This is a genomic window from Pseudomonas khavaziana (genome assembly GCF_019145205.1).
In the GTDB taxonomy this organism is placed as follows: domain Bacteria; phylum Pseudomonadota; class Gammaproteobacteria; order Pseudomonadales; family Pseudomonadaceae; genus Aquipseudomonas; species Aquipseudomonas khavaziana.
Window position 1 is genome coordinate 193,840 of record NZ_JAHSTT010000006.1, and the last position, 17,427, is coordinate 211,266.

The following is a 17,427-nucleotide window of genomic DNA, read 5'->3' on the forward strand; positions in this document are numbered from 1 at the left end:
TTCTCCTCAGGCAAGACCTTTGCGATGTGCTGGAACGCCAGCAGAACGCAGGTTCTTAGTGCGTTGCAAGGCTATGCCCGAGCAGGCCAATGCTTGCTTGACGGCGATCAAGTTTGCCGGCCGTGTCACTTGCCAGGTTGTCGCAGGCGCCCGTAGCGTGTGCCTTGAATCCGCTTTTGGAACAGGCAGCCCATGGACCGTATTCCGTCGTGCGAACAGGTCGAACCTTTCTACCAACCGCTGAACAATGAGCAGGTACTGTTCGAGCAGGCCTGGCGTCACGGCATGCCGGTGCTGATCAAAGGCCCGACCGGATGCGGCAAGACCCGCTTCGTCCAGCACATGGCTCATCGCTTGAAACTGCCGCTTTACACCGTGGCGTGTCACGACGACCTGAGTGCCGCAGACTTGATCGGTCGCCATTTGATCGGCGCCAAAGGCACCTGGTGGCAAGACGGACCGCTGACCCGTGCGGTCCGGGAAGGAGGCATCTGCTACCTCGACGAAGTGGTCGAGGCACGCCAGGACACCGTGGTGGTGCTGCATCCACTGGCCGATGATCGTCGGGAACTGTTCCTGGAACGCACCGGCGAAGTGTTGAAGGCGCCGTCGTCCTTCATGCTCGTGGTGTCTTACAACCCCGGTTATCAGAACCTGCTCAAGGGCATGAAGCCCAGCACCCGCCAACGGTTCATGGCGATGCGCTTCGGCTATCCGCCAGTAGCCGACGAAGAGCGCATTGTCGCCCGGGAAGCCCAGGTGGACAGCGCGCTGGCGGCACAAGTGGTCAAGCTGGGGCAGGCCTTGCGCCGGCTCGATCAGCATGACCTGGAAGAAGTCGCCTCGACGCGACTGCTGATTTTCACTGCGCGCATGATCCGCTCCGGCCTGAGCCCGCGAGAGGCGTGCATGGCGTGCCTGGCCGAGCCGCTGAGCGATGATCCGCTAACGGTCGCTGCGCTGATGGACGTGGTTGATGTGCACTTCGGCTGAGCCCAGCGAGCTGTGCCGTGGCCACTTGCCGGGCGATCTGGCGATGTGGTTTTTCATTCTGGCCGAGTTGTCTGTGTTCGCAATCTTGATTCTGGCGTTTGCGGTGACCCAGGCCCTCAAGCCACAGATGTTCAGTGACAGCCGACAGTTGCTTGCCACGTCTACCGGTTTGGCGATGACATTGAGCCTGATCACTGCAGGGTTGTTCGCTGCACTGGCGCAGGAGCGCATCCGGCGCTCACGGCCCCGCCACGGCGCGGTTTTCCTGTTGCTCGCGTTGCTCGCCGCGAGTGTCTACGTAGTGTTGAAAGTCACCGAATACCGGCACTTGCTGGTCTCGGGGCTGGGCATGGAGCACAACACGTTTTTCACGCTCTACTGGATCCTCACCGGATTTCACTTTCTCCATGTATTGCTCGGCATGTTCATCCTCGGATGGCTGGCCGAGCGTTGCCGTCGAGGCCTGTACGACGCCGCAAACCACAACGGCTTTGAATGTGGCGTGCTGTATTGGCACATGGTCGATCTGGTCTGGGTGGTGCTGTTCCCGCTGGTCTACGTGCTCAATTGACGGGAGGATATATGTCCGCGTCCAGGTTACTGCTCCTCTGCTGGGCTGGGTTGGCCACGTTAAGCCTGTGTACGGTGGCGCTGGCACAGGTCGGCACCTCGAGATGGTTGTCGATGGTCATTTTGCTGGTAGCGGTCGGCAAGGCCTGGCTGATCACGGACGGCTTCATGGAACTGCGCCACGCCCCGCACCTGTGGCGTCGGTTGATGCTGAGCTGGGCGCTGGTGTTGGCGGCCGTTGTCGGGCTGACGCTCGTGTTGTTCCGTTGAAGAGCTCATTGATGAGCATGGGTATCCGCACTCGGTAAAAGTGTGGGAGGAGGCTTGCCCCCGATGAGCATAGGTATCTACACAACTTTTATATCAGCCGACCCGACCGTAACCACGATGCGAAGCGAGCCGCTCTTGATCTTGATCTGCTTTTGATTTTAGGCGCCCCGTTAAACCACGCTGGCCGGAATTCGACAGGGATTTGGGGGGTAAACCGGCAGGGATGCCGGTTTAGCCGCCCCGCGCCATGGATGGCGCGTGGCGGCGGCCCCCCAAATCCCTGTCGGATTACGGGCACACCGAGCCTGGGCGAGGTGCCGAGTGGTGGGGCAAGAGCGTTTTGCTTACTTTTGCGCTTTTCAAAAGTGAGCCGCCGTAAGGGCGGAACCAATAGCGGCCGTTACCCAAAAACGGATATGTACTCGATCAAACTACAACATCCCGATCGGCTGCCAGGCCGCCATCGGGGGCAAGTCGAATCGTCGCACCGCCCCTCCCACAGGGGCCTGCGGCGCACCTAAAGTTGTGTAGATCCCCATGCATTGCTATGGATTGTCGTTAATACCCGACCAAAACCATCTGGCTTTCTTGATCGCCATCAAGCAGGTTTCAAGCCCTCGCTTCCTATCATGGACGGGCCAAGCAACGAGGAAGCGACCATGTCAGAGACCTTCACAAAAGGCATGGCCAGGAATATCTATTTCGGAGGAAGCATCTTTTTCTTCCTGATATTCCTGGCCTTGACCTACCACACGGAACAAACCTTTCCCAAGCGCAGCAATGAAGCGCAATTAACTCAATCAGTGATACGCGGCAAAACAGTCTGGGAGCAGAACAACTGCATCGGCTGCCACACATTGCTGGGAGAGGGTGCCTACTTTGCGCCTGAGCTGGGCAACGTGTTCCAGCGCCGGGGCGGGGAGGACGGCTTCAAACCCTTCCTGCAGGCCTGGATGAAAATGCAGCCGCTGGGCGTACCGGGTCGACGAGCGATGCCCCAGTTCAAGTTGAGTGACCAGGAAGTGGATGACATCGCCGAGTTCCTCAAATGGAGCTCGAAAATCAACACCAATGGCTGGCCGCCCAACAAGGAGGGCTGAGAGATGAGCATGGCTAATCCGCATCTGAAATTCGCCTCGCAAGCCGTGGCCAAACCTTACTTCGTGTTCGCCTTGATCCTGTTTCTCGGTCAGGTGCTGTTCGGTTTGATCATGGGCCTGCAATACGTGATCGGGGACTTTCTGTTCCCGATCATTCCCTTCAACGTGGCGCGAATGGTCCACACCAACCTGCTGATCGTCTGGTTGCTGTTCGGCTTCATGGGCGCCGCTTACTACCTGATTCCTGAAGAGGCCGACCGCGAACTGCACAGCCCCAGACTGGCGATCATTCTGTTTTGGGTGTTTGCCGCTGCCGGTGTGCTGACGATCCTCGGCTACCTGCTGGTGCCCTACGCGGGCCTCGCCAGGTTGACCCACAATGAGCTGCTGCCGACCATGGGCCGGGAGTTTCTGGAGCAACCCACCATCACCAAGATGGGTATTGTGCTGGTGTGCCTGGGCTTTCTCTACAACATTGGCATGACCCTGCTCAAAGGGCGCAAGACCACGGTCAGCATGGTCATGATGACTGGGTTGATCGGGCTCGCGGTGTTCTTCCTTTTCTCCTTCTATAACCCCGGCAACCTGGCCCGCGACAAGTTCTATTGGTGGTGGGTGGTGCATCTTTGGGTGGAAGGCGTGTGGGAATTGATCATGGGCGCGATGCTGGCTTTCGTGCTGATCAAGATCACCGGTGTAGACCGCGAGGTCGTAGAGAAATGGCTGTATGTGATTATCGCCATGGCGCTGATTACCGGGATCATCGGTACTGGGCACCACTTTTTCTGGATTGGCGCGCCCGAGGTCTGGTTGTGGGTCGGATCAATCTTCTCTGCGATGGAGCCGCTGCCCTTCCTGGCGATGGTGATATTCGCCTTCAGCACGGTGAAGAACCGCCGTCGACAACACCCCAACCGCGCCGCGACGCTGTGGGCAAAGGGCACCACGGTGACAGCCTTCTTCGGCGCGGGCGTCTGGGGCTTTCTACACACCCTGGCCCCGGTCAACTTCTATACCCACGGTTCGCAACTGACCGCGGCTCACGGCCACCTGGCTTTCTACGGCGCCTACGCGATGATCGTGATGACCTTGATCAGCTACGCCATGCCGCGTCTGCGCGGGCTCGGTGAAGCCGCTGACGAACGCTCACAGACCCTGGAGATCTGGGGCTTCTGGATGATGACCCTGTCGATGGTGATGATCACGCTGTTCTTGACCGCTGCCGGTGTCGTGCAGGTTTACCTGCAACGTTGGCAGCCCGATGGGATCGCATTGCCGTTCATGGCCACGGTCGAACATTTGCAGGTGATGTTCTGGGCGCGTCTGGGCGCTGGGGTCGGGTTCTTCGCAGGGCTGCTCTGCTATTTGTTCAGCTTCAAGCAGCGGGGGCGCGCAGCCTTGCGTGCGCCGGCGGCGGTGGTGCCTTCATGAATCGGCATAACGGCTAGAAAAGGTCGGCCCGGCTGATCCAGCGGGCCGTTTTTTTGCTTTCCAACAAGGGCAAGTACCATGGCCTTTACCGTCGAACTGGAAGAGTGGGTAGGCAGCGTCTGGCATCGCTTCATCACCCGGCGCGCCAGCCCGGATTTCCCCGAAGCCCGGGTTGAACTGATCAGCCAGCAACGCCCGCTGGCGCTGTTGTTTCGTGCCATGGGCGGTGCCAATGGCATCGGAGTGGAAGCGGCCAGTGACCGCGACCTGTTACTGCGGCGCAATGTGCTGCAGCAGATCGCTGGCACCTGCAAACAAGTGCCATTGGCTTGGTGTGACGAGAGTACCCTGCGGCTGCCATCGAGCCTCGCGGTATTCCCTCAAGTCGCGCTGAATGAGGAACTCTATCGTTGGCTCGCGTTGCTGGCGGCGCAGGCCGGTCCGATGCGGCATTGGGGGCGGGACAACCAGCGCTGGACGCAACAGCTGTTGCGGCGTTATCCAGCGCTGCGTCCGCGCTACCAGCGCCTGGTCGAAGCCCACCTGCGATTGCGTCCGGATCCGGCTTCATTGAGCTGCGCTGAAGCGGCGCTGGAGCGCGCGTTATGTCAGGCATTGCGCCAGCCGGGCAGTGTCGAGGATTTTCCGCGCAGCGAGCGTGCGGTATGGCCGCTGCCGCTGTGGCTGTACCCGCCGCAACAGCTCGCCAGTCCCCTGACGGCCGATCTGGGCGATGAATCCGAAGACACCTTGACGACATCGCCCGGCGAGCAGAAAGGCGGGCGAAAACGCGCCAAACGTATCGATGACAGTCCGCGAGACGGTGGACTGTTGGTGGTGCGCCTGGAGAACCTGTTCAGTTGGACCGAGCACGTGGACCTGGACCGCTGGTCGGACGACAGCGAAGACCCGGATGCCGCCAGGGTCGCCGACGATCTGGACGAGCTGACCCTGTCGCGCACGCGACTGCGCAAGGGCGGTGGCTTGAAGCTGCACCTGGATTTGCCGCCCGCTGATGTCGACGATATCCCTTTGGGCGAGGGCATCAAGTTGCCCGAATGGGACTATCGCAAGCAGCGGATGCAGGACGCTTTCGTCAATCTGCAAATGATGGTGCCCCGTGACAGTCAAGCGCAGCCGCTGCCGCCACGGCTGAAGGTGTCGGCGCAGCGTCTGCGGCGTCAATTCGAGCATTTGCGCAATGATCGTCAGTGGCTGCGTCAGCAAACCCAGGGCTCGGAGCTGGACATGCAGGCCTGGCTGGATTTTCACGTTGAGCGCGAGCATGGGCAGTGCGCCGAGCGCGGTCTGTTCATGGAGCAACGCCAGACGCGCCGTGACCTGGCGTGCCTGTTGCTGGCCGATGTCTCGATGTCCACCGACGCGCACCTGAACAATGAGCATCGGGTCATCGATGTGATCCGTGACACGCTGTTGCTGTTTGGCGAAACCCTGTCGGGGCTGGGGGATGATTTCGCCCTGTACGGGTTTTCGTCGCTGCGCCGTCAGCACGTGCGCATGCAGGCACTCAAGACCTTCGCCCAGCGTTATGACGACCACACCCGGGGCCGTATTCAAGGGCTCAAGCCTGGGTATTACACGCGCATGGGCGCGGCTATTCGCCAGGCCACGTGCCTGTTGGGCAGCAGCAAGCGGCGCAGCAAGCTATTGCTGCTGCTGACCGATGGCAAACCCAATGACCTGGATGTGTATGAGGGACGCTACGGTGTCGAAGACACCCGCGAGGCGGTGCTCCAGGCCCGGCGTCAGGGGCTGACGCCGTTCTGTATCACCATCGATCGCGAGGCCGGGGATTATCTGCCCTACATGTTCGGTGCCAATGGCTACACCTTGATCCGTCAACCTGAGCAATTACCCCTGCGCTTGCCGCAACTGTATCGCCAACTGACGCAGCCTTGAGTCCAGGTCTGAATCCTGCGGCCTCAATTGATGCTGCGCGGCAACACGAAAAACATCGTAATGCAAAAGATCGTCAAGCCAACGCAGAACCACTTGAACCGGTGCAAACGGCGTGCCTGGGCGCGTTCGGCCATCACCGGCAAGGGCATGCCGCATTGCAGGCAATCGGATTGCCTGGACGGGTTGGTAGTTTGGCAATACAGGCAGACGGGCAGGGTGCTCATTCGAACTGTTCCAGGCGCAGACGATCAAGAATGGCGATCTGGCGGCCGTCCTGGGTGATGATTTTTTCATCGATCAGGCGGCGAATGATCCGTGAAAAGGTTTCCGGTTGGATCGACAGATGCCCGGCGATCAATTGCTTGGCCATCGGCAGCTCGAATTGGCTGTTGACCGGCTGCAGGCGCACCAGTTGCGTCAGCAAATAACGCACGACCCGGTGGGTGGCGTTTTTCAGCGACAGGGTTTCGATTTCATTGACCCGCTGGTGCAAGCGAACGCAGAGCTTGCCGAGTAACGCAAAAGTCAGCCGGCTGTTGCTCTGAAGCAGGCGCATGTAGGTGGCGTTGGATAGCCGATACAGTTGAGTGGGGCAGACCGCCTCGGCCGAGGCCACGTAATTGGGGGTATCCATCAACATCATCGCCTCGGCGCAGGTTTGTCGATCGCCGATGACCTCAAACACTTTTTCCTGCCCATCGGGCGTCAGCCGGTAGATTTTCACTGCCCCGGCAATCACGAAATAGAACGAATCGGCGGGCTCGTCTTGCCGGAACAAGGGTTCGCCTTTGTCGATGCTCAGCAAGTGACTGGTACTCATCAATTCATCCAGCTGTTCTTCGTTCAACGGCTCGAACAAATGATGACTGCGCAAAATCTGGTGGTGAACGCGATGAAGCACCATGGGAATTCGTCCTGAAGGTAAAGGAAGGGGCGGCCAACGAGTCAGACGAGGCCCAGGGAAAGGCCACTGGCCAGGGCCAGAACCGAGGCCAACAGCACGAACCAGGTCAGGGGTTGGATGACTTTTTTCATGACGACTCCCGCAGATCGAGGCTTTCATTGAATACCCGATGCTTGAGCAAGACGCGGGCCATGCCTGGAGGCCTTTATTCATGGGGATGGGAAGGCGCGGGGGTAAAAATGACCCTGGTCGATAGGGTCTTAATGACCATGCCAGGGTGATTTTTACCCTGATCCGTTCACCGTTGCAGCCGCGCAGGCCCGCACCGGCAATAAGTCGCCTCAGGGCACGGCCCTTGCACTCTTGATCTGCGACAACGGCGACTGATCGCCTATACCCGATGATGCATCCGGATTTACCTCGGCACTCGCGACTAAGTGTCAGGTCGGCAACAGGTTAGAGGAGTGGCGTTATGCAAGTGCTTGAGCGGCGTAAAGCGATGGCGATCCCGCCGCTGTTACGGCTGGCCTTCCGGCCTTTTTTCCTTGCCGGCTGCCTGTTTGCGGTATTGGCCATTGCGCTGTGGCTGGCAGCCTTCGGCGGTTCGATTTCCCACTGGACTCCCGCAGGCGGTTGGCTGGGCTGGCATCGGCATGAACTGCTGTTCGGCTTCGGGCTGGCGATCATTGCAGGTTTTTTGCTGACGGCGGTGCAGACCTGGACCAGTCGCCCCGGGCTCAGCGGCAAGCCGCTGGCTGCCCTGGCGCTGTTGTGGCTGTGCGCACGGGCGGCCTGGTTGCTCAATGCGCCCTGGCCGCTGCTCATGGTGCTGGAATTGGCATTCCCACTGGCGGTGGCGTTGCTCATGGGGTTGAGCCTGTGGAAGGTGCGACAGAAACGTAACTATCCGATTGTGATGGTGTTGCTGTTGTTAGCCGTGGCCGATGGGTTGTCGCTTTATGGCGTACGCGAAGGCCATGAAGGCTGGCAGCGCCAAGGCGTACTGGCGGGCATCTGGCTGGTGGCAGCGATGATGGGGTTGGTCGGCGGGCGGGTCATTCCGTTTTTCACCCAGCGTGGTCTCGGTCGGGTCGAGGGAGTTGCTCCATGGCCGTGGCTGGACGGGGTGTTGTTGATCGGTGCGCCGCTGGTTGCGTTGCTGTATGCAGCGGGGCCGGCCCTCACCCCCAATGTCTGGGTGGGCCTGCTGTTCGCGGTGTTGGCGGCGGGGCATCTGGTGCGCCTGGTTCGCTGGCATGATCGGGCACTCTGGCGCGTGCCGTTGTTGTGGTCGCTGCACCTGGCCTATGGCTGGTTGGCAGTGGCGTGCCTGGGCATGGCGCTGTGGCATCTCGGCGTGCCGGTCAACCCGAGCCTGGCGGTGCATTGCCTGACGATCGGTGCCATGGGGGGGTTGGTGCTGGCGATGATTGCACGGGTCAGCCTGGGGCATACCGGTCGGCCACTTGAGCCGCCCTCGGGCATGACCCTGGCGTTCATCTTGCTCAATCTGGCGTGTCTCAGCCGGGTTGTGTTGATTGTGGTCCTGCCCTTGCCGGCGCTGTGGCTGGCCGGCCTGTGCTGGGCGCTGGCGTTTGCATTGTACGCCTGGCGTTACGGGCCGATGCTGCTGCGCACTCGGGTTGACGGTCATCCGGGTTGAGCCGGCGAATGAATGGAGGTGGACAGTGATATACCCTTTTTTGCTGGTGACCCACTTGCTCGCGGCAATCGCCTTCATTGGTACGTTGTTTTTCGAAGTGGTGATCTGGCATCACGCCCGCCAGCAGTTGCCGGATGCGCCACAGTCGACGGCCGATCAGGCCATTGCCCTGCGCTCGCGCAAGGTCCTGCATGGCGTGGTGGTGCTGTTGTATGGCGCCGGCATCAGTCTGGCGTGGCAGTACCGGGGCGCCTTGAGCCAGCCGCTGGCCAGCAGTCTTGGCACGTTGTTGAGCCTGAAGATCCTGTTGGCCCTGAGCATCATCGGGCATTATTTGCTGTTGGCCTATTGGCTGAAAAACGCTCGGCTGAGCGCTCAGCGGGCAAGCTGGATTCGCCGCAGCATCCTCGGGCACATGGTGTTGATCGTGATCCTCGCCAAGGCCATGTTTTATTGGCAGGGCTGATCGATAAAGGTGCCCGGCAGACAAAACCCGCGGCAACCGGTGGGCTGGCGCGGGTGGGTTGCAAGCGGCAATCGATCAGTGCCTGGGGGTCAGGGCGTTTACGAAGAGCACATTGTTTTCCAGGTGGATGTGTTGCATCAGGTCGTCGCGAAACTCCAGCAGCCCGCGATACAAGGCACGCCAGGTGTTACAGGCATCCGCTGGCGGGGTGATGTTGTTGGTCAGGGCCAGCAGTTCCTCCAGTGCCTGGCCATGCTGGTCATGTTCGAAACGCAGCACCTGGATCGGCGGGGCGGCTTGGAGGCCGATGCCCTGTTGCAGCATCGGGAAGAGCACTTGTTCTTCCTTGAGCATGTGGCCTTCGAGTTCTTGTTGAATGTCGGTCAGCAGGTCGGCCAAGCCGTTGGGACAACTGCTGCGCGCCCCGTGGACCTGCTCGACCCGCCGGGCCAGGCGGATCAGTTCGGGCAGTTGCTCGCGGTGGCGAGCGTGGTAACGCGTGAGGAGGTGAGTGATCAACGCATGCGACGGCTCGTTGCGCCAGTCAAGTTGGGTTTCGCCGGCGTCTTGCAGGCTGTGCAGAGCCTCGGCAATCAGTGTCGGGTCGAGGTCCTTGCCCAGTGCCGCTTCACGCAGGCTTTTATGACCCCCACAACAGAAGTCCAGCTTGAAGGTGTGAAAGATCCGGGTGGCACCGGGAATGTCGCAGGCCAGTTGGCCGAGGCTTTGTTCCAGCAGGGTCTGGCTCATCAGGGTTCCTTGATTGTGTTTCAACGGTTCCCCAGCCTTGTTGCATCCGGCATGCCATGTTTAATGGATTGATAAATAACGATTAATTATTAGGTGTGGTGATAGTTACCCTGACGCTCTAGGGTGAATGCCACCATAGAGGGTGATGACTACCATGCTGCGAGAAAGCCTGGCCGCCGACTTGATCGTCGAGTTGCCCAATGCCGTACGGTTCCAACGCCTGGTCCAGACCCTGCGCGAATATTTCAACAGCGGTGCCGTGGGCTTGCTGCGCCTGGATGAAGACAGCCTCAGGCCTGTCGCGACAGTGGGGTTGGTGCACGAAGCGTTGGGGCGCCGATTTGTCATCGCTCAGCATCCTCGACTGGCTGCGATCATGGCGTCGCGCGAGCCGACGTGGTTCGAGCCGGACAGCCGCCTGCCGGACCCCTACGACGGCTTGCTCGACAACCACGTGGGAGAACCGTTGCCGGTGCATGACTGCATGGGTGTGAGCCTCTACGTGGAGGGGCGCATCTGGGGCGCCATCACCCTCGATGCGTTGCATGCCGGCACCTTCGACAGCCAGGCGCGGGAGGAACTCAAGCGTTGCACCTTGCAGATCGAAGCCGCCGTGCGCGTCACCCGTCTCGAACAGGAAAACCGCAGCTTGCGCTTGTCCCGCAGCGGCCTTCAAGACGTGCGCTTGCCCGCCGATGAAGGCGAAATCCTCGGCCAGAGCGAGGCGTTGCACCAGTTGCTCAATGAGCTGGATGTACTGGCCGATTCCGACCTGCCGGTGTTGCTGTTGGGCGAGACAGGTGTCGGCAAAGAGTTGTTCGCCCGGCGCCTGCATCGTTTGTCGGGGCGCAGCCACAAGCCGTTGATACAGGTCAATTGCGCCGCCTTGCCGGAATCCTTGGCAGAAAGCGAGTTGTTCGGGCACGTCAAGGGCGCCTTTTCCGGCGCCACCAGTGACCGCGCCGGACGTTTCGATGCGGCCAACGGCGGCACACTGTTTCTTGATGAAGTCGGTGAGTTGCCGCTAAGCGTGCAGGCCAAGCTGTTGCGCGCATTGCAAAACGGCGAGATCCAGCGGCTGGGGGCGGATAAACCGTTGCACGTGGATGTACGGATCATCGCCGCGACCAACCGGCACCTGCCCGACAGCATCCGCGATGGTCTGTTCAGGGCTGACCTGTATCACCGGCTCTCGGTGTACCCGGTGCCGATTCCGCCTCTGCGCGAGCGCGGTAACGATGTGCTGATGCTCGCCGGGCATTTCCTCGAACTCAATCGGGCACGGCTCGGCTTGCGCGGTTTGCGCTTGTCGCCCGCGGCCGAGCGGGCCTTGCTGGCCTATACCTGGCCGGGCAATGTGCGCGAACTGGAACATGTGATCAGTCGCGCTGCGTTGAAGCAACTCAGCCGCGGTACCAGTCGCGCGCTGATCATGACGCTGGAGGCGCAAATCCTTGATCTTGACAGTGCGATGGGGGCATCGGGAATGCTCGTCGAGCGCTCGCTGGAGCTGATGCCTGATGCGCCGTTCCAGGCCTTGGGCGCTGCGGTGGATGACTGCCAGCGCGAAAAAATTCTTCACGCCCTGAGTCTTTCTGCCCAGAACTGGGCGGGCGCCGCACGGCTGCTGGACGTCGACCCCAGCAACCTGCACAAACTGGCCCGGCGTCTTGGCTTGAAGTAAGCCGTGGCGGCGCCGCCTGTTGATGGCGATCAAGGTGAGGTCAGCCAGTGGCTTGCACACTGGGCCAAATCCCCACAGAGATCACCGTTATGCCACTTTCCCTGGCTCAGATGCGCCGTAACTACACCCTCAACGGTCTGCTGGATGAGGCTGCGCCGGACGATCCACTGGCCATGTTCCGCCAATGGCTGCAGCAAGCGCGTGACACCGAATGTGCGCCTGTCGAGGCCAACAGCATGATGTTGGCGACGGTCGACAGTGACGGGCAACCGCACTGCCGGGTCCTGCTGCTCAAGGGCTTGAGCGACGATGGCTTCACGTTTTTCGGCAATTACCAGAGCGACAAAGGCCTGCAACTGGCCGCTAACCCGAATGCCGCCATGACGTTTTTCTGGCCAGGTCTGGAGCGTCAGGTGCGCATTGAAGGCCAGGTATCCAGGCTCGATCCGCAACTCTCGGATGCCTACTTCGACTCCCGCTCAGTGGCTAGCCGCCTGGGCGCCTGGGCTTCACCGCAAAGCCAGCCGCTGGCCAGCCGGGCAGCGCTGGATTCGCGTTTGGCCGAAACCATCAAGCGTTTCGTTGGCCAGGCCGTGCCGCGACCGCAGCACTGGGGTGGTTACTGCCTGCGCCCGGCACGCCTGGAGTTCTGGCAGGGGCGTGCCGATCGCCTGCATGATCGACTCGACTATCGTTTGCAGAACGGCGAATGGTGTCGCCGCCGCCTGGCGCCTTGAGTCTGCATTCGCCCTGTGGAGGTACCTCGTTGGAGGAATAGGCCGGGCGGCGATTCCGGTTCAGGCTTGGCCAAACCCTCATCTACGGGAAGGCTTTTATATGGCCCATTTGGCGCAACGCACCTTTATTCCCCTGAACATCGCCGTGCTGACCATCAGCGATACACGCACCTTTGACACCGATACCTCGGGGCAGACCCTGGCTGGCTTGCTGCAGACCGCCGGCCATGTGCTGATCGACCGGGCGCTGGTCAAGGACGACATTTATCAGATTCGCGCCATTGTTTCCCGGTGGATCGCCGACCCCCAGGTGCAAGTGGTATTGATGACCGGCGGCACCGGTTTCACCGTGCGCGACAACACGCCGCAAGCAGTCCTGCCATTGCTCGACAAACAGGTGGAAGGCTTTGGCGAACTGTTCCGCCAGGTCTCCCTGGCGGAAATCGGCATGTCCAGCTTGCAGTCGCGGGCCCTGGCTGGAATGAGCAATGGGGTTTTGGTGTGTTGCGTCCCGGGTTCGCCAGGGGCGTGCCGGACAGCCTGGAACATGATCCTGCTGGAACAGTTGGACAGCCGCACCGGCCCCTGCAATTTCGCCCCGCATTTGAAACCGCAGCCGCAACAAGGCAATGAAGCCTGCGAGACGCGCTCATGACCGCTGGAGTGTGCGACCTCGGTCATCTGATGCCGGTGGACGAGGCCATCCAGCGTTTGTTGGATCAGGCCCCGACACCCCCGTTGGCGCAAATGATCGGCCTGGATCAAGCCTTGGGACGAGTGCTGGCAACCGACATTCATTCCCCGGTGAACCTGCCGGCCTGGGACAACAGCGCCATGGACGGCTATGCGCTCCGGGCAGCCGACCTACCATCCCAGGGGGGGTACTTGCCCATTGGTGGGCGAATTGCGGCCGGGGATCAAGCCGGCTCGCCGTTGCTCGCCCAGCAGACGGTGCAGATTTTCACCGGCGCGCCATTGCCTGCGGGCGCCGATACAGTCGTGCCGCAAGAGCGCTGCCGGATCGACGGCGAGCGCATCTGGTTCCCGTCCGTCAGTGCGGGCGATCACGTGCGCAAGGAGGGTGAAGAGGTTCGCCGTGGGGACCTGTTGCTCAAGGCCGGCAAGCGCTTGCGTGCACAAGAATTGGGCTTGCTGGCTGGCGCAGGCGTGGCGCGGGTCGCGGTTCATCGACCGTTGCAAGTGTGCTTGCTCAGCAGCGGCAATGAGCTGCGCGAGCCGGGCGATGCCTTGGCGCGGGGGCAGATTTGCAACAGTAACCGCTATTGCCTGTCTGCGTTGCTGCGCGGCTGGGGCGTGGAGGTGCACGACTATGGCGTCATGGCAGATGAGTTGGCGGCCAGCCGCGATGCCTTGAGCCTGGCGTCGTCGGAGTGCGATTTGCTGCTCAGTTCCGGTGGTGTGTCGGTCGGCGAGGAGGACCATCTCAAACGGGCGATTGAGGAGCTGGGTAGCCTGGATTTCTGGCGGCTGGCCATTCAGCCGGGTAAACCCCTGGCCTTTGGCGAAGTCGCCGGCAAACCCTGGATCGGTATGCCGGGCAATCCTTCGGCGGCCCTGATTACCGCGTTGGTGGTCGTGCGGCCGTTCCTGCTCCGGGCGCAGGGCGTCACGGACGTGATGCCTGTGCCATTGGCCGTGCCGGCCGGGTTCGACTGGTTGCAACGCAACAAACGCCGTCAGTACCTGCGGGCCAGGCTGACACCCGCTGCCGACGGCCGTTTGAGCGTGGCGCTGCACCCTCAGCAAAGTTCGGCAATGTTGACCGCTGCGTGCTGGGCCGACGGGTTGGCCGTGATCGAGTGCGAGCAGCAAGTGCTCAAGCACGACAGCGTGATGTTCCTGTCCTTCGCCGACCTGATGCATTGATCGCAATTGATTGTCGTCAAGGCCATGGCGGCTGGTCTAGCTAGACTGGCAGCGCCTTTCTGATCGGTGCACTAGCGATCCCGGGCGAGAGTCAAGACGCGTTTTTCATGAGGATTACCCATGCAACTGGTTTGTCCGGCAGGGAATCTGCCTGCGCTTAAAGCGGCGGTGCGCGAAGGCGCGGATGCCGTCTATGTCGGTTTTCGCGATGACACCAACGCCCGGCACTTTGCCGGCCTGAATATGGATGACAAGCAGTTCGACGCTGCGGTCGCCCACATCCGTCAGCACCAACGCAAACTCTACGTCGCGGTGAATACCTACCCGCAACCCAAGGGCTGGGAACGCTGGCAGCGGGCGGTCGATCGGGCTGCCGATTTCGGCGTGGACGCGCTGATCGCCGCCGATCCCGGGGTGCTCAACTATGCCAGCCAGCGGCACCCGCAACTGGCGTTGCACCTGTCGGTCCAGGGCTCGGCCACCCACGCTGCGGCGCTGCAGTTTTACGCCCAGCGCTACGGTATCCGGCGTGCGGTGCTGCCACGGGTGCTGTCGTTGGCGCAGGTGCGTCAGGTCGCCGCCACCAGCCCGGTGCCGATCGAAGTGTTTGGCTTTGGCAGCTTGTGCATCATGGCCGAGGGGCGTTGCCACCTGTCCTCCTACATCACCGGCGAGTCGCCGAACCTGTGCGGTGTCTGTTCGCCGGCCAAGGCTGTGCGTTGGAGTGAAGACGCCCAAGGCTTGAGCGCGCGCCTCAGCGAAGTACTGATTGATCGCTATACCTCTGACGAGCCGGCCGGTTACCCAACGTTGTGCAAGGGCCGCTTTCTGGTCGACGGCAAACGCTTTCATGCGCTGGAGGAGCCCACCAGCCTCGACACCCTCGACTTGCTCCCTGAGCTGAGCGCCATCGGCGTCGAGGCGGTAAAAATCGAAGGTCGCCAACGCAGCCCGGCCTATGTCGAGCAAGTCACCCGTGTCTGGCGGGCCGCACTCGATGCCCATCGCGGCTCACCGGGCAGTTTCCAGGTCAAGGCGCAATGGCGCCAGGTGCTGGCTGGTTTGTCCGAAGGCAGCCAGACCACCCTGGGTGCTTATCATCGATCGTGGCAATGAGGGACAGAACATGAAGCTCAGCCTTGGACCGGTCCTGTTTTATTGGGATAAAGAGCAACTCAGCAACTTTTACGCCGAGATGTCGGCCTTGCCCCTGGACGTGATTTATCTGGGGGAAACCGTGTGTTCGAAACGTCGGGCTTTTTCACTGGATCAATGGCTGGGGCTGGGGCGCGAATTGCAGGCCTGCAGCCAGGCGCAATTGGTGATCTCCAGCCTGACGCTGATCGAGGCCGCGTCCGAACTTTCCAGTCTGCGGCGGCTCTGCGACAACGGCCAACTGCTGGTGGAAGCCAATGACATGGGCGCGGTGCAGTTTCTGGCTGAACGCAAGTTGCCGTTCGTGGGCGGCCCGGCGCTCAACCTGTACAACGGGCATGCGCTGGCGCAATTGCTCGACTGCGGCATGACCCGCTGGGTACCGCCGGTGGAATGTTCGGCAGCGTTGATCGGCGATGTGATCGAGCAGGTCCGCGAGCTCGGCCGTGACGTGCCGGAAGTGGAAATCTTCGCCTATGGGCATTTGCCCTTGGCCTATTCCGCCCGCTGCTTTACGGCCCGCGCGGAAGACCGGCCGAAGGACGACTGCCAGTTCTGTTGCATCAACTACCCCGATGGCCTGGCGCTGGCCAGCCAGGAAGGGCAGCCGTTGTTCACCCTTAACGGCATTCAAACGATGTCGGCGCAGGTGACCAATCTGCTGGCCGATTATTCCGGGTTGGTAGCCTGCGGGGCTGATCTGTTACGCCTGAGTCCACGAGCCCAGGGCATGAACGAGGTGATCGAGGCGTACCAACGGGTTCGTCTGGGCCAGACACCGCCGCTGTTCGTCGACGGTTGCAATGGTTACTGGCATGGCCAGGCCGGCATGCTGCGCGTTGAGGAGGTCGGCCTGTGTTGAACCGCAAAGCGTGGCTATTGAAAGGCGCTGATCGCTTACTGCCGCTGATACGCCGAGTGCCCTTTGCGGTGCAGCGCCTGGCGCTGCAGCAGGCGCTGAATCGCTGCCTCGCCGAGCCATTGCGCGACGGTGAATTCGAAGTGCTGCGCGGGCGTTGGCTGTGCCTGCAAATTGCCGATCTGGGGTTGTCCTGGTACTTGACCCTGGGCCGCGAGGGCTTGCAAATTGCCCGTCAGGCCCAGGCTCACGTGACCATCAGCGGCAATTGGCGAGAGTTCCTGCTCCTGGCCAGTCGCCAGGAGGATCCGGACACGCTGTTTTTCCGCCGGCGCCTGGTCATCCAGGGCGATACCGAGTTGGGGTTGGCGCTGAAGAACCTGATCGACAGCCTGGACCCTGACGTCTTGCCGGTCTGGTTGTGGCGCAATCTTGAGCGGGCGGGCAAGGGGCTGGCGGTGCAGTAGAGGCATAGGTATCTACACCACTTTGCTACGCCGCTGCTCCCTGACAGCTTATAGCGATCTAACTGATGCACCGCGATCCAAATGTGGGAGGGGCGGTGCGACGATTCGACTTGCCCCCGATGGCGGCCTGACAGCCGACCAGTATTTGACTGATGGTCTCGGCCTAAGTGTGGGAGGGGGCTTGCCCCCGATGGCGGCCTGACAACCGACCAGTATTTGACTGATGGTCTCGGCCCAAGTGTGGGAGGGGGCTTGCCCCGATGGCGGCCTGACAGCCGACCAGCATGCCGGATCAGAGCGAGTACATATCCATTGCTGCGGTAACGGCCACTTAGGGTTCCGCTTTTACAGCGGGTCACTTTGAAAAGCGCAAAGTAACCAAACGCTCTTGCCCCACCACTTGGCACCTCGCTCAGGCTCGGTGTGCCCGTAATCCGACAGGGATTTGGGGGGCCGCCGCCACGCGCCATCCATGGCGCGGGGCGGCTAAACCGGCATCCCTGCCGGTTTACCCCCCAAATCCCTGTCGAATTCCGGCCAGCGTGGTTTAACGGGGCGCCTAAGATCAAGA

18 protein-coding genes are annotated in these 17,427 nt (G+C 61.3%); 15 read left to right on the forward strand and 3 right to left on the reverse strand.

What is annotated here, in order from left to right:
• The first annotated feature begins 192 nt into the window (after positions 1-192).
• The 6 genes from KVH01_RS16795 to KVH01_RS16820 all read left to right on the forward strand — a co-directional run bounded on the left by KVH01_RS16795 (position 193) and on the right by KVH01_RS16820 (position 6,284).
• Positions 193-993: a CbbQ/NirQ/NorQ/GpvN family protein gene (locus KVH01_RS16795; RefSeq protein ID WP_043050648.1), complete on the forward strand. Its 801-nt coding sequence runs from the start codon at positions 193-195 to the stop codon at positions 991-993.
• Complete coding sequence (locus KVH01_RS16800; RefSeq protein ID WP_217882151.1) at positions 977-1,564, forward strand: cytochrome c oxidase subunit 3; 588 nt, start codon at positions 977-979, stop codon at positions 1,562-1,564. The genes KVH01_RS16795 and KVH01_RS16800 overlap by 17 nt, the downstream gene beginning before the upstream one ends.
• A gap of 11 nt (positions 1,565-1,575) precedes the next feature.
• Positions 1,576-1,833, forward strand: coding sequence for a cytochrome C oxidase subunit IV family protein (locus tag KVH01_RS16805; RefSeq protein WP_217882152.1), 258 nt, complete (start codon positions 1,576-1,578; stop codon positions 1,831-1,833).
• 659 nt (positions 1,834-2,492) lie between these two features.
• The gene (locus KVH01_RS16810; RefSeq protein ID WP_043051390.1) at positions 2,493-2,933 is read left to right on the forward strand and encodes a c-type cytochrome; all 441 of its coding nucleotides are present in this window, start codon (positions 2,493-2,495) and stop codon (positions 2,931-2,933) included.
• 3 nt (positions 2,934-2,936) lie between these two features.
• A complete protein-coding gene (locus KVH01_RS16815; protein WP_043051391.1) occupies positions 2,937-4,364 on the forward strand; it encodes a cbb3-type cytochrome c oxidase subunit I in 1,428 nt (475 codons plus the stop codon).
• Positions 4,365-4,442: 78 nt separating this feature from the next.
• Positions 4,443-6,284, forward strand: coding sequence for a nitric oxide reductase activation protein NorD (locus tag KVH01_RS16820; protein WP_217882153.1), 1,842 nt, complete (start codon positions 4,443-4,445; stop codon positions 6,282-6,284).
• A gap of 23 nt (positions 6,285-6,307) precedes the next feature.
• Here KVH01_RS16820 and KVH01_RS16825 read toward each other — a convergent pair whose 3' ends face one another.
• Positions 6,308-6,508, reverse strand: coding sequence for a hypothetical protein (locus KVH01_RS16825; RefSeq protein WP_057024114.1), 201 nt, complete (start codon positions 6,506-6,508; stop codon positions 6,308-6,310).
• The gene (locus tag KVH01_RS16830) at positions 6,505-7,188 is read right to left on the reverse strand and encodes a Crp/Fnr family transcriptional regulator (protein WP_057024113.1); all 684 of its coding nucleotides are present in this window, start codon (positions 7,186-7,188) and stop codon (positions 6,505-6,507) included. The genes KVH01_RS16825 and KVH01_RS16830 overlap by 4 nt, the downstream gene beginning before the upstream one ends.
• 472 nt (positions 7,189-7,660) lie before the next feature.
• Here KVH01_RS16830 and KVH01_RS16835 point away from each other — a divergent pair, with 472 nt between their 5' ends.
• Both KVH01_RS16835 and KVH01_RS16840 read left to right on the forward strand, forming a co-directional pair.
• Positions 7,661-8,851 carry an NnrS family protein gene (locus KVH01_RS16835; protein WP_057024112.1) on the forward strand — a complete coding sequence of 397 codons (1,191 nt, stop codon included), beginning with the start codon at positions 7,661-7,663 and terminating at the stop codon, positions 8,849-8,851.
• Positions 8,852-8,879: 28 nt separating this feature from the next.
• A complete protein-coding gene (locus KVH01_RS16840) occupies positions 8,880-9,317 on the forward strand; it encodes a hypothetical protein (RefSeq protein ID WP_217882272.1) in 438 nt (145 codons plus the stop codon).
• 75 nt (positions 9,318-9,392) lie between these two features.
• Here the strand turns inward: KVH01_RS16840 and ytfE are convergent, their stop codons facing one another.
• On the reverse strand, positions 9,393-10,067 hold the full coding sequence (ytfE, locus tag KVH01_RS16845; RefSeq protein ID WP_198721107.1) for an iron-sulfur cluster repair protein YtfE: 675 nt from the start codon (positions 10,065-10,067) through the stop codon (positions 9,393-9,395).
• Between the two features lie 154 nt (positions 10,068-10,221).
• Here ytfE and norR point away from each other — a divergent pair, with 154 nt between their 5' ends.
• The 7 genes from norR (at position 10,222) to ubiT (ending at position 16,856) form a co-directional block, all read left to right on the forward strand.
• On the forward strand, positions 10,222-11,751 hold the full coding sequence (gene norR, locus KVH01_RS16850) for a nitric oxide reductase transcriptional regulator NorR (RefSeq protein ID WP_068967752.1): 1,530 nt from the start codon (positions 10,222-10,224) through the stop codon (positions 11,749-11,751).
• 89 nt (positions 11,752-11,840) lie between these two features.
• A complete protein-coding gene (gene pdxH / locus KVH01_RS16855; RefSeq protein WP_057024109.1) occupies positions 11,841-12,488 on the forward strand; it encodes a pyridoxamine 5'-phosphate oxidase in 648 nt (215 codons plus the stop codon).
• A 100-nt stretch (positions 12,489-12,588) separates the two neighbouring features.
• Positions 12,589-13,143, forward strand: coding sequence for a molybdenum cofactor biosynthesis protein B (gene moaB, locus KVH01_RS16860; protein ID WP_057024108.1), 555 nt, complete (start codon positions 12,589-12,591; stop codon positions 13,141-13,143).
• The gene (locus KVH01_RS16865; RefSeq protein WP_217882154.1) at positions 13,140-14,375 is read left to right on the forward strand and encodes a molybdopterin molybdotransferase MoeA; all 1,236 of its coding nucleotides are present in this window, start codon (positions 13,140-13,142) and stop codon (positions 14,373-14,375) included. The genes moaB and KVH01_RS16865 overlap by 4 nt, the downstream gene beginning before the upstream one ends.
• Before the next feature lie 120 nt (positions 14,376-14,495).
• Positions 14,496-15,491 (forward strand): ubiquinone anaerobic biosynthesis protein UbiU, encoded by a 996-nt coding sequence (ubiU, locus tag KVH01_RS16870; RefSeq protein ID WP_217882155.1) that lies wholly within the window; start codon positions 14,496-14,498, stop codon positions 15,489-15,491.
• Positions 15,492-15,501: 10 nt separating this feature from the next.
• The gene (locus KVH01_RS16875) at positions 15,502-16,392 is read left to right on the forward strand and encodes a U32 family peptidase (protein ID WP_198721105.1); all 891 of its coding nucleotides are present in this window, start codon (positions 15,502-15,504) and stop codon (positions 16,390-16,392) included.
• A complete protein-coding gene (gene ubiT / locus KVH01_RS16880; protein ID WP_198721104.1) occupies positions 16,386-16,856 on the forward strand; it encodes a ubiquinone anaerobic biosynthesis accessory factor UbiT in 471 nt (156 codons plus the stop codon). The genes KVH01_RS16875 and ubiT overlap by 7 nt, the downstream gene beginning before the upstream one ends.
• Positions 16,857-17,427: the final 571 nt, after the last annotated feature.

Excerpts from the sequence above, each read along its gene's own strand:
- moaB (WP_057024108.1), top strand. The coding sequence starts at position 12,589 with ATGGCCCATTTGGCGCAACGCACCTTTATTCCCCTGAACATCGCCGTG.
- norR (WP_068967752.1), top strand. The coding sequence starts at position 10,222 with ATGCTGCGAGAAAGCCTGGCCGCCGACTTGATCGTCGAGTTGCCCAAT.
- KVH01_RS16805 (WP_217882152.1), top strand. The coding sequence starts at position 1,576 with ATGTCCGCGTCCAGGTTACTGCTCCTCTGCTGGGCTGGGTTGGCCACG.
- KVH01_RS16875 (WP_198721105.1), top strand. The coding sequence starts at position 15,502 with ATGAAGCTCAGCCTTGGACCGGTCCTGTTTTATTGGGATAAAGAGCAA.
- KVH01_RS16810 (WP_043051390.1), top strand. The coding sequence starts at position 2,493 with ATGTCAGAGACCTTCACAAAAGGCATGGCCAGGAATATCTATTTCGGA.
- ytfE (WP_198721107.1), bottom strand. The coding sequence starts at position 10,067 with ATGAGCCAGACCCTGCTGGAACAAAGCCTCGGCCAACTGGCCTGCGAC.
- KVH01_RS16820 (WP_217882153.1), top strand. The coding sequence starts at position 4,443 with ATGGCCTTTACCGTCGAACTGGAAGAGTGGGTAGGCAGCGTCTGGCAT.
- KVH01_RS16865 (WP_217882154.1), top strand. The coding sequence starts at position 13,140 with ATGACCGCTGGAGTGTGCGACCTCGGTCATCTGATGCCGGTGGACGAG.
- KVH01_RS16835 (WP_057024112.1), top strand. The coding sequence starts at position 7,661 with ATGCAAGTGCTTGAGCGGCGTAAAGCGATGGCGATCCCGCCGCTGTTA.
- pdxH (WP_057024109.1), top strand. The coding sequence starts at position 11,841 with ATGCCACTTTCCCTGGCTCAGATGCGCCGTAACTACACCCTCAACGGT.
- KVH01_RS16830 (WP_057024113.1), bottom strand. The coding sequence starts at position 7,188 with ATGGTGCTTCATCGCGTTCACCACCAGATTTTGCGCAGTCATCATTTG.
- KVH01_RS16815 (WP_043051391.1), top strand. The coding sequence starts at position 2,937 with ATGAGCATGGCTAATCCGCATCTGAAATTCGCCTCGCAAGCCGTGGCC.
- KVH01_RS16800 (WP_217882151.1), top strand. The coding sequence starts at position 977 with ATGTGCACTTCGGCTGAGCCCAGCGAGCTGTGCCGTGGCCACTTGCCG.
- KVH01_RS16795 (WP_043050648.1), top strand. The coding sequence starts at position 193 with ATGGACCGTATTCCGTCGTGCGAACAGGTCGAACCTTTCTACCAACCG.
- KVH01_RS16825 (WP_057024114.1), bottom strand. The coding sequence starts at position 6,508 with ATGAGCACCCTGCCCGTCTGCCTGTATTGCCAAACTACCAACCCGTCC.
- ubiU (WP_217882155.1), top strand. The coding sequence starts at position 14,496 with ATGCAACTGGTTTGTCCGGCAGGGAATCTGCCTGCGCTTAAAGCGGCG.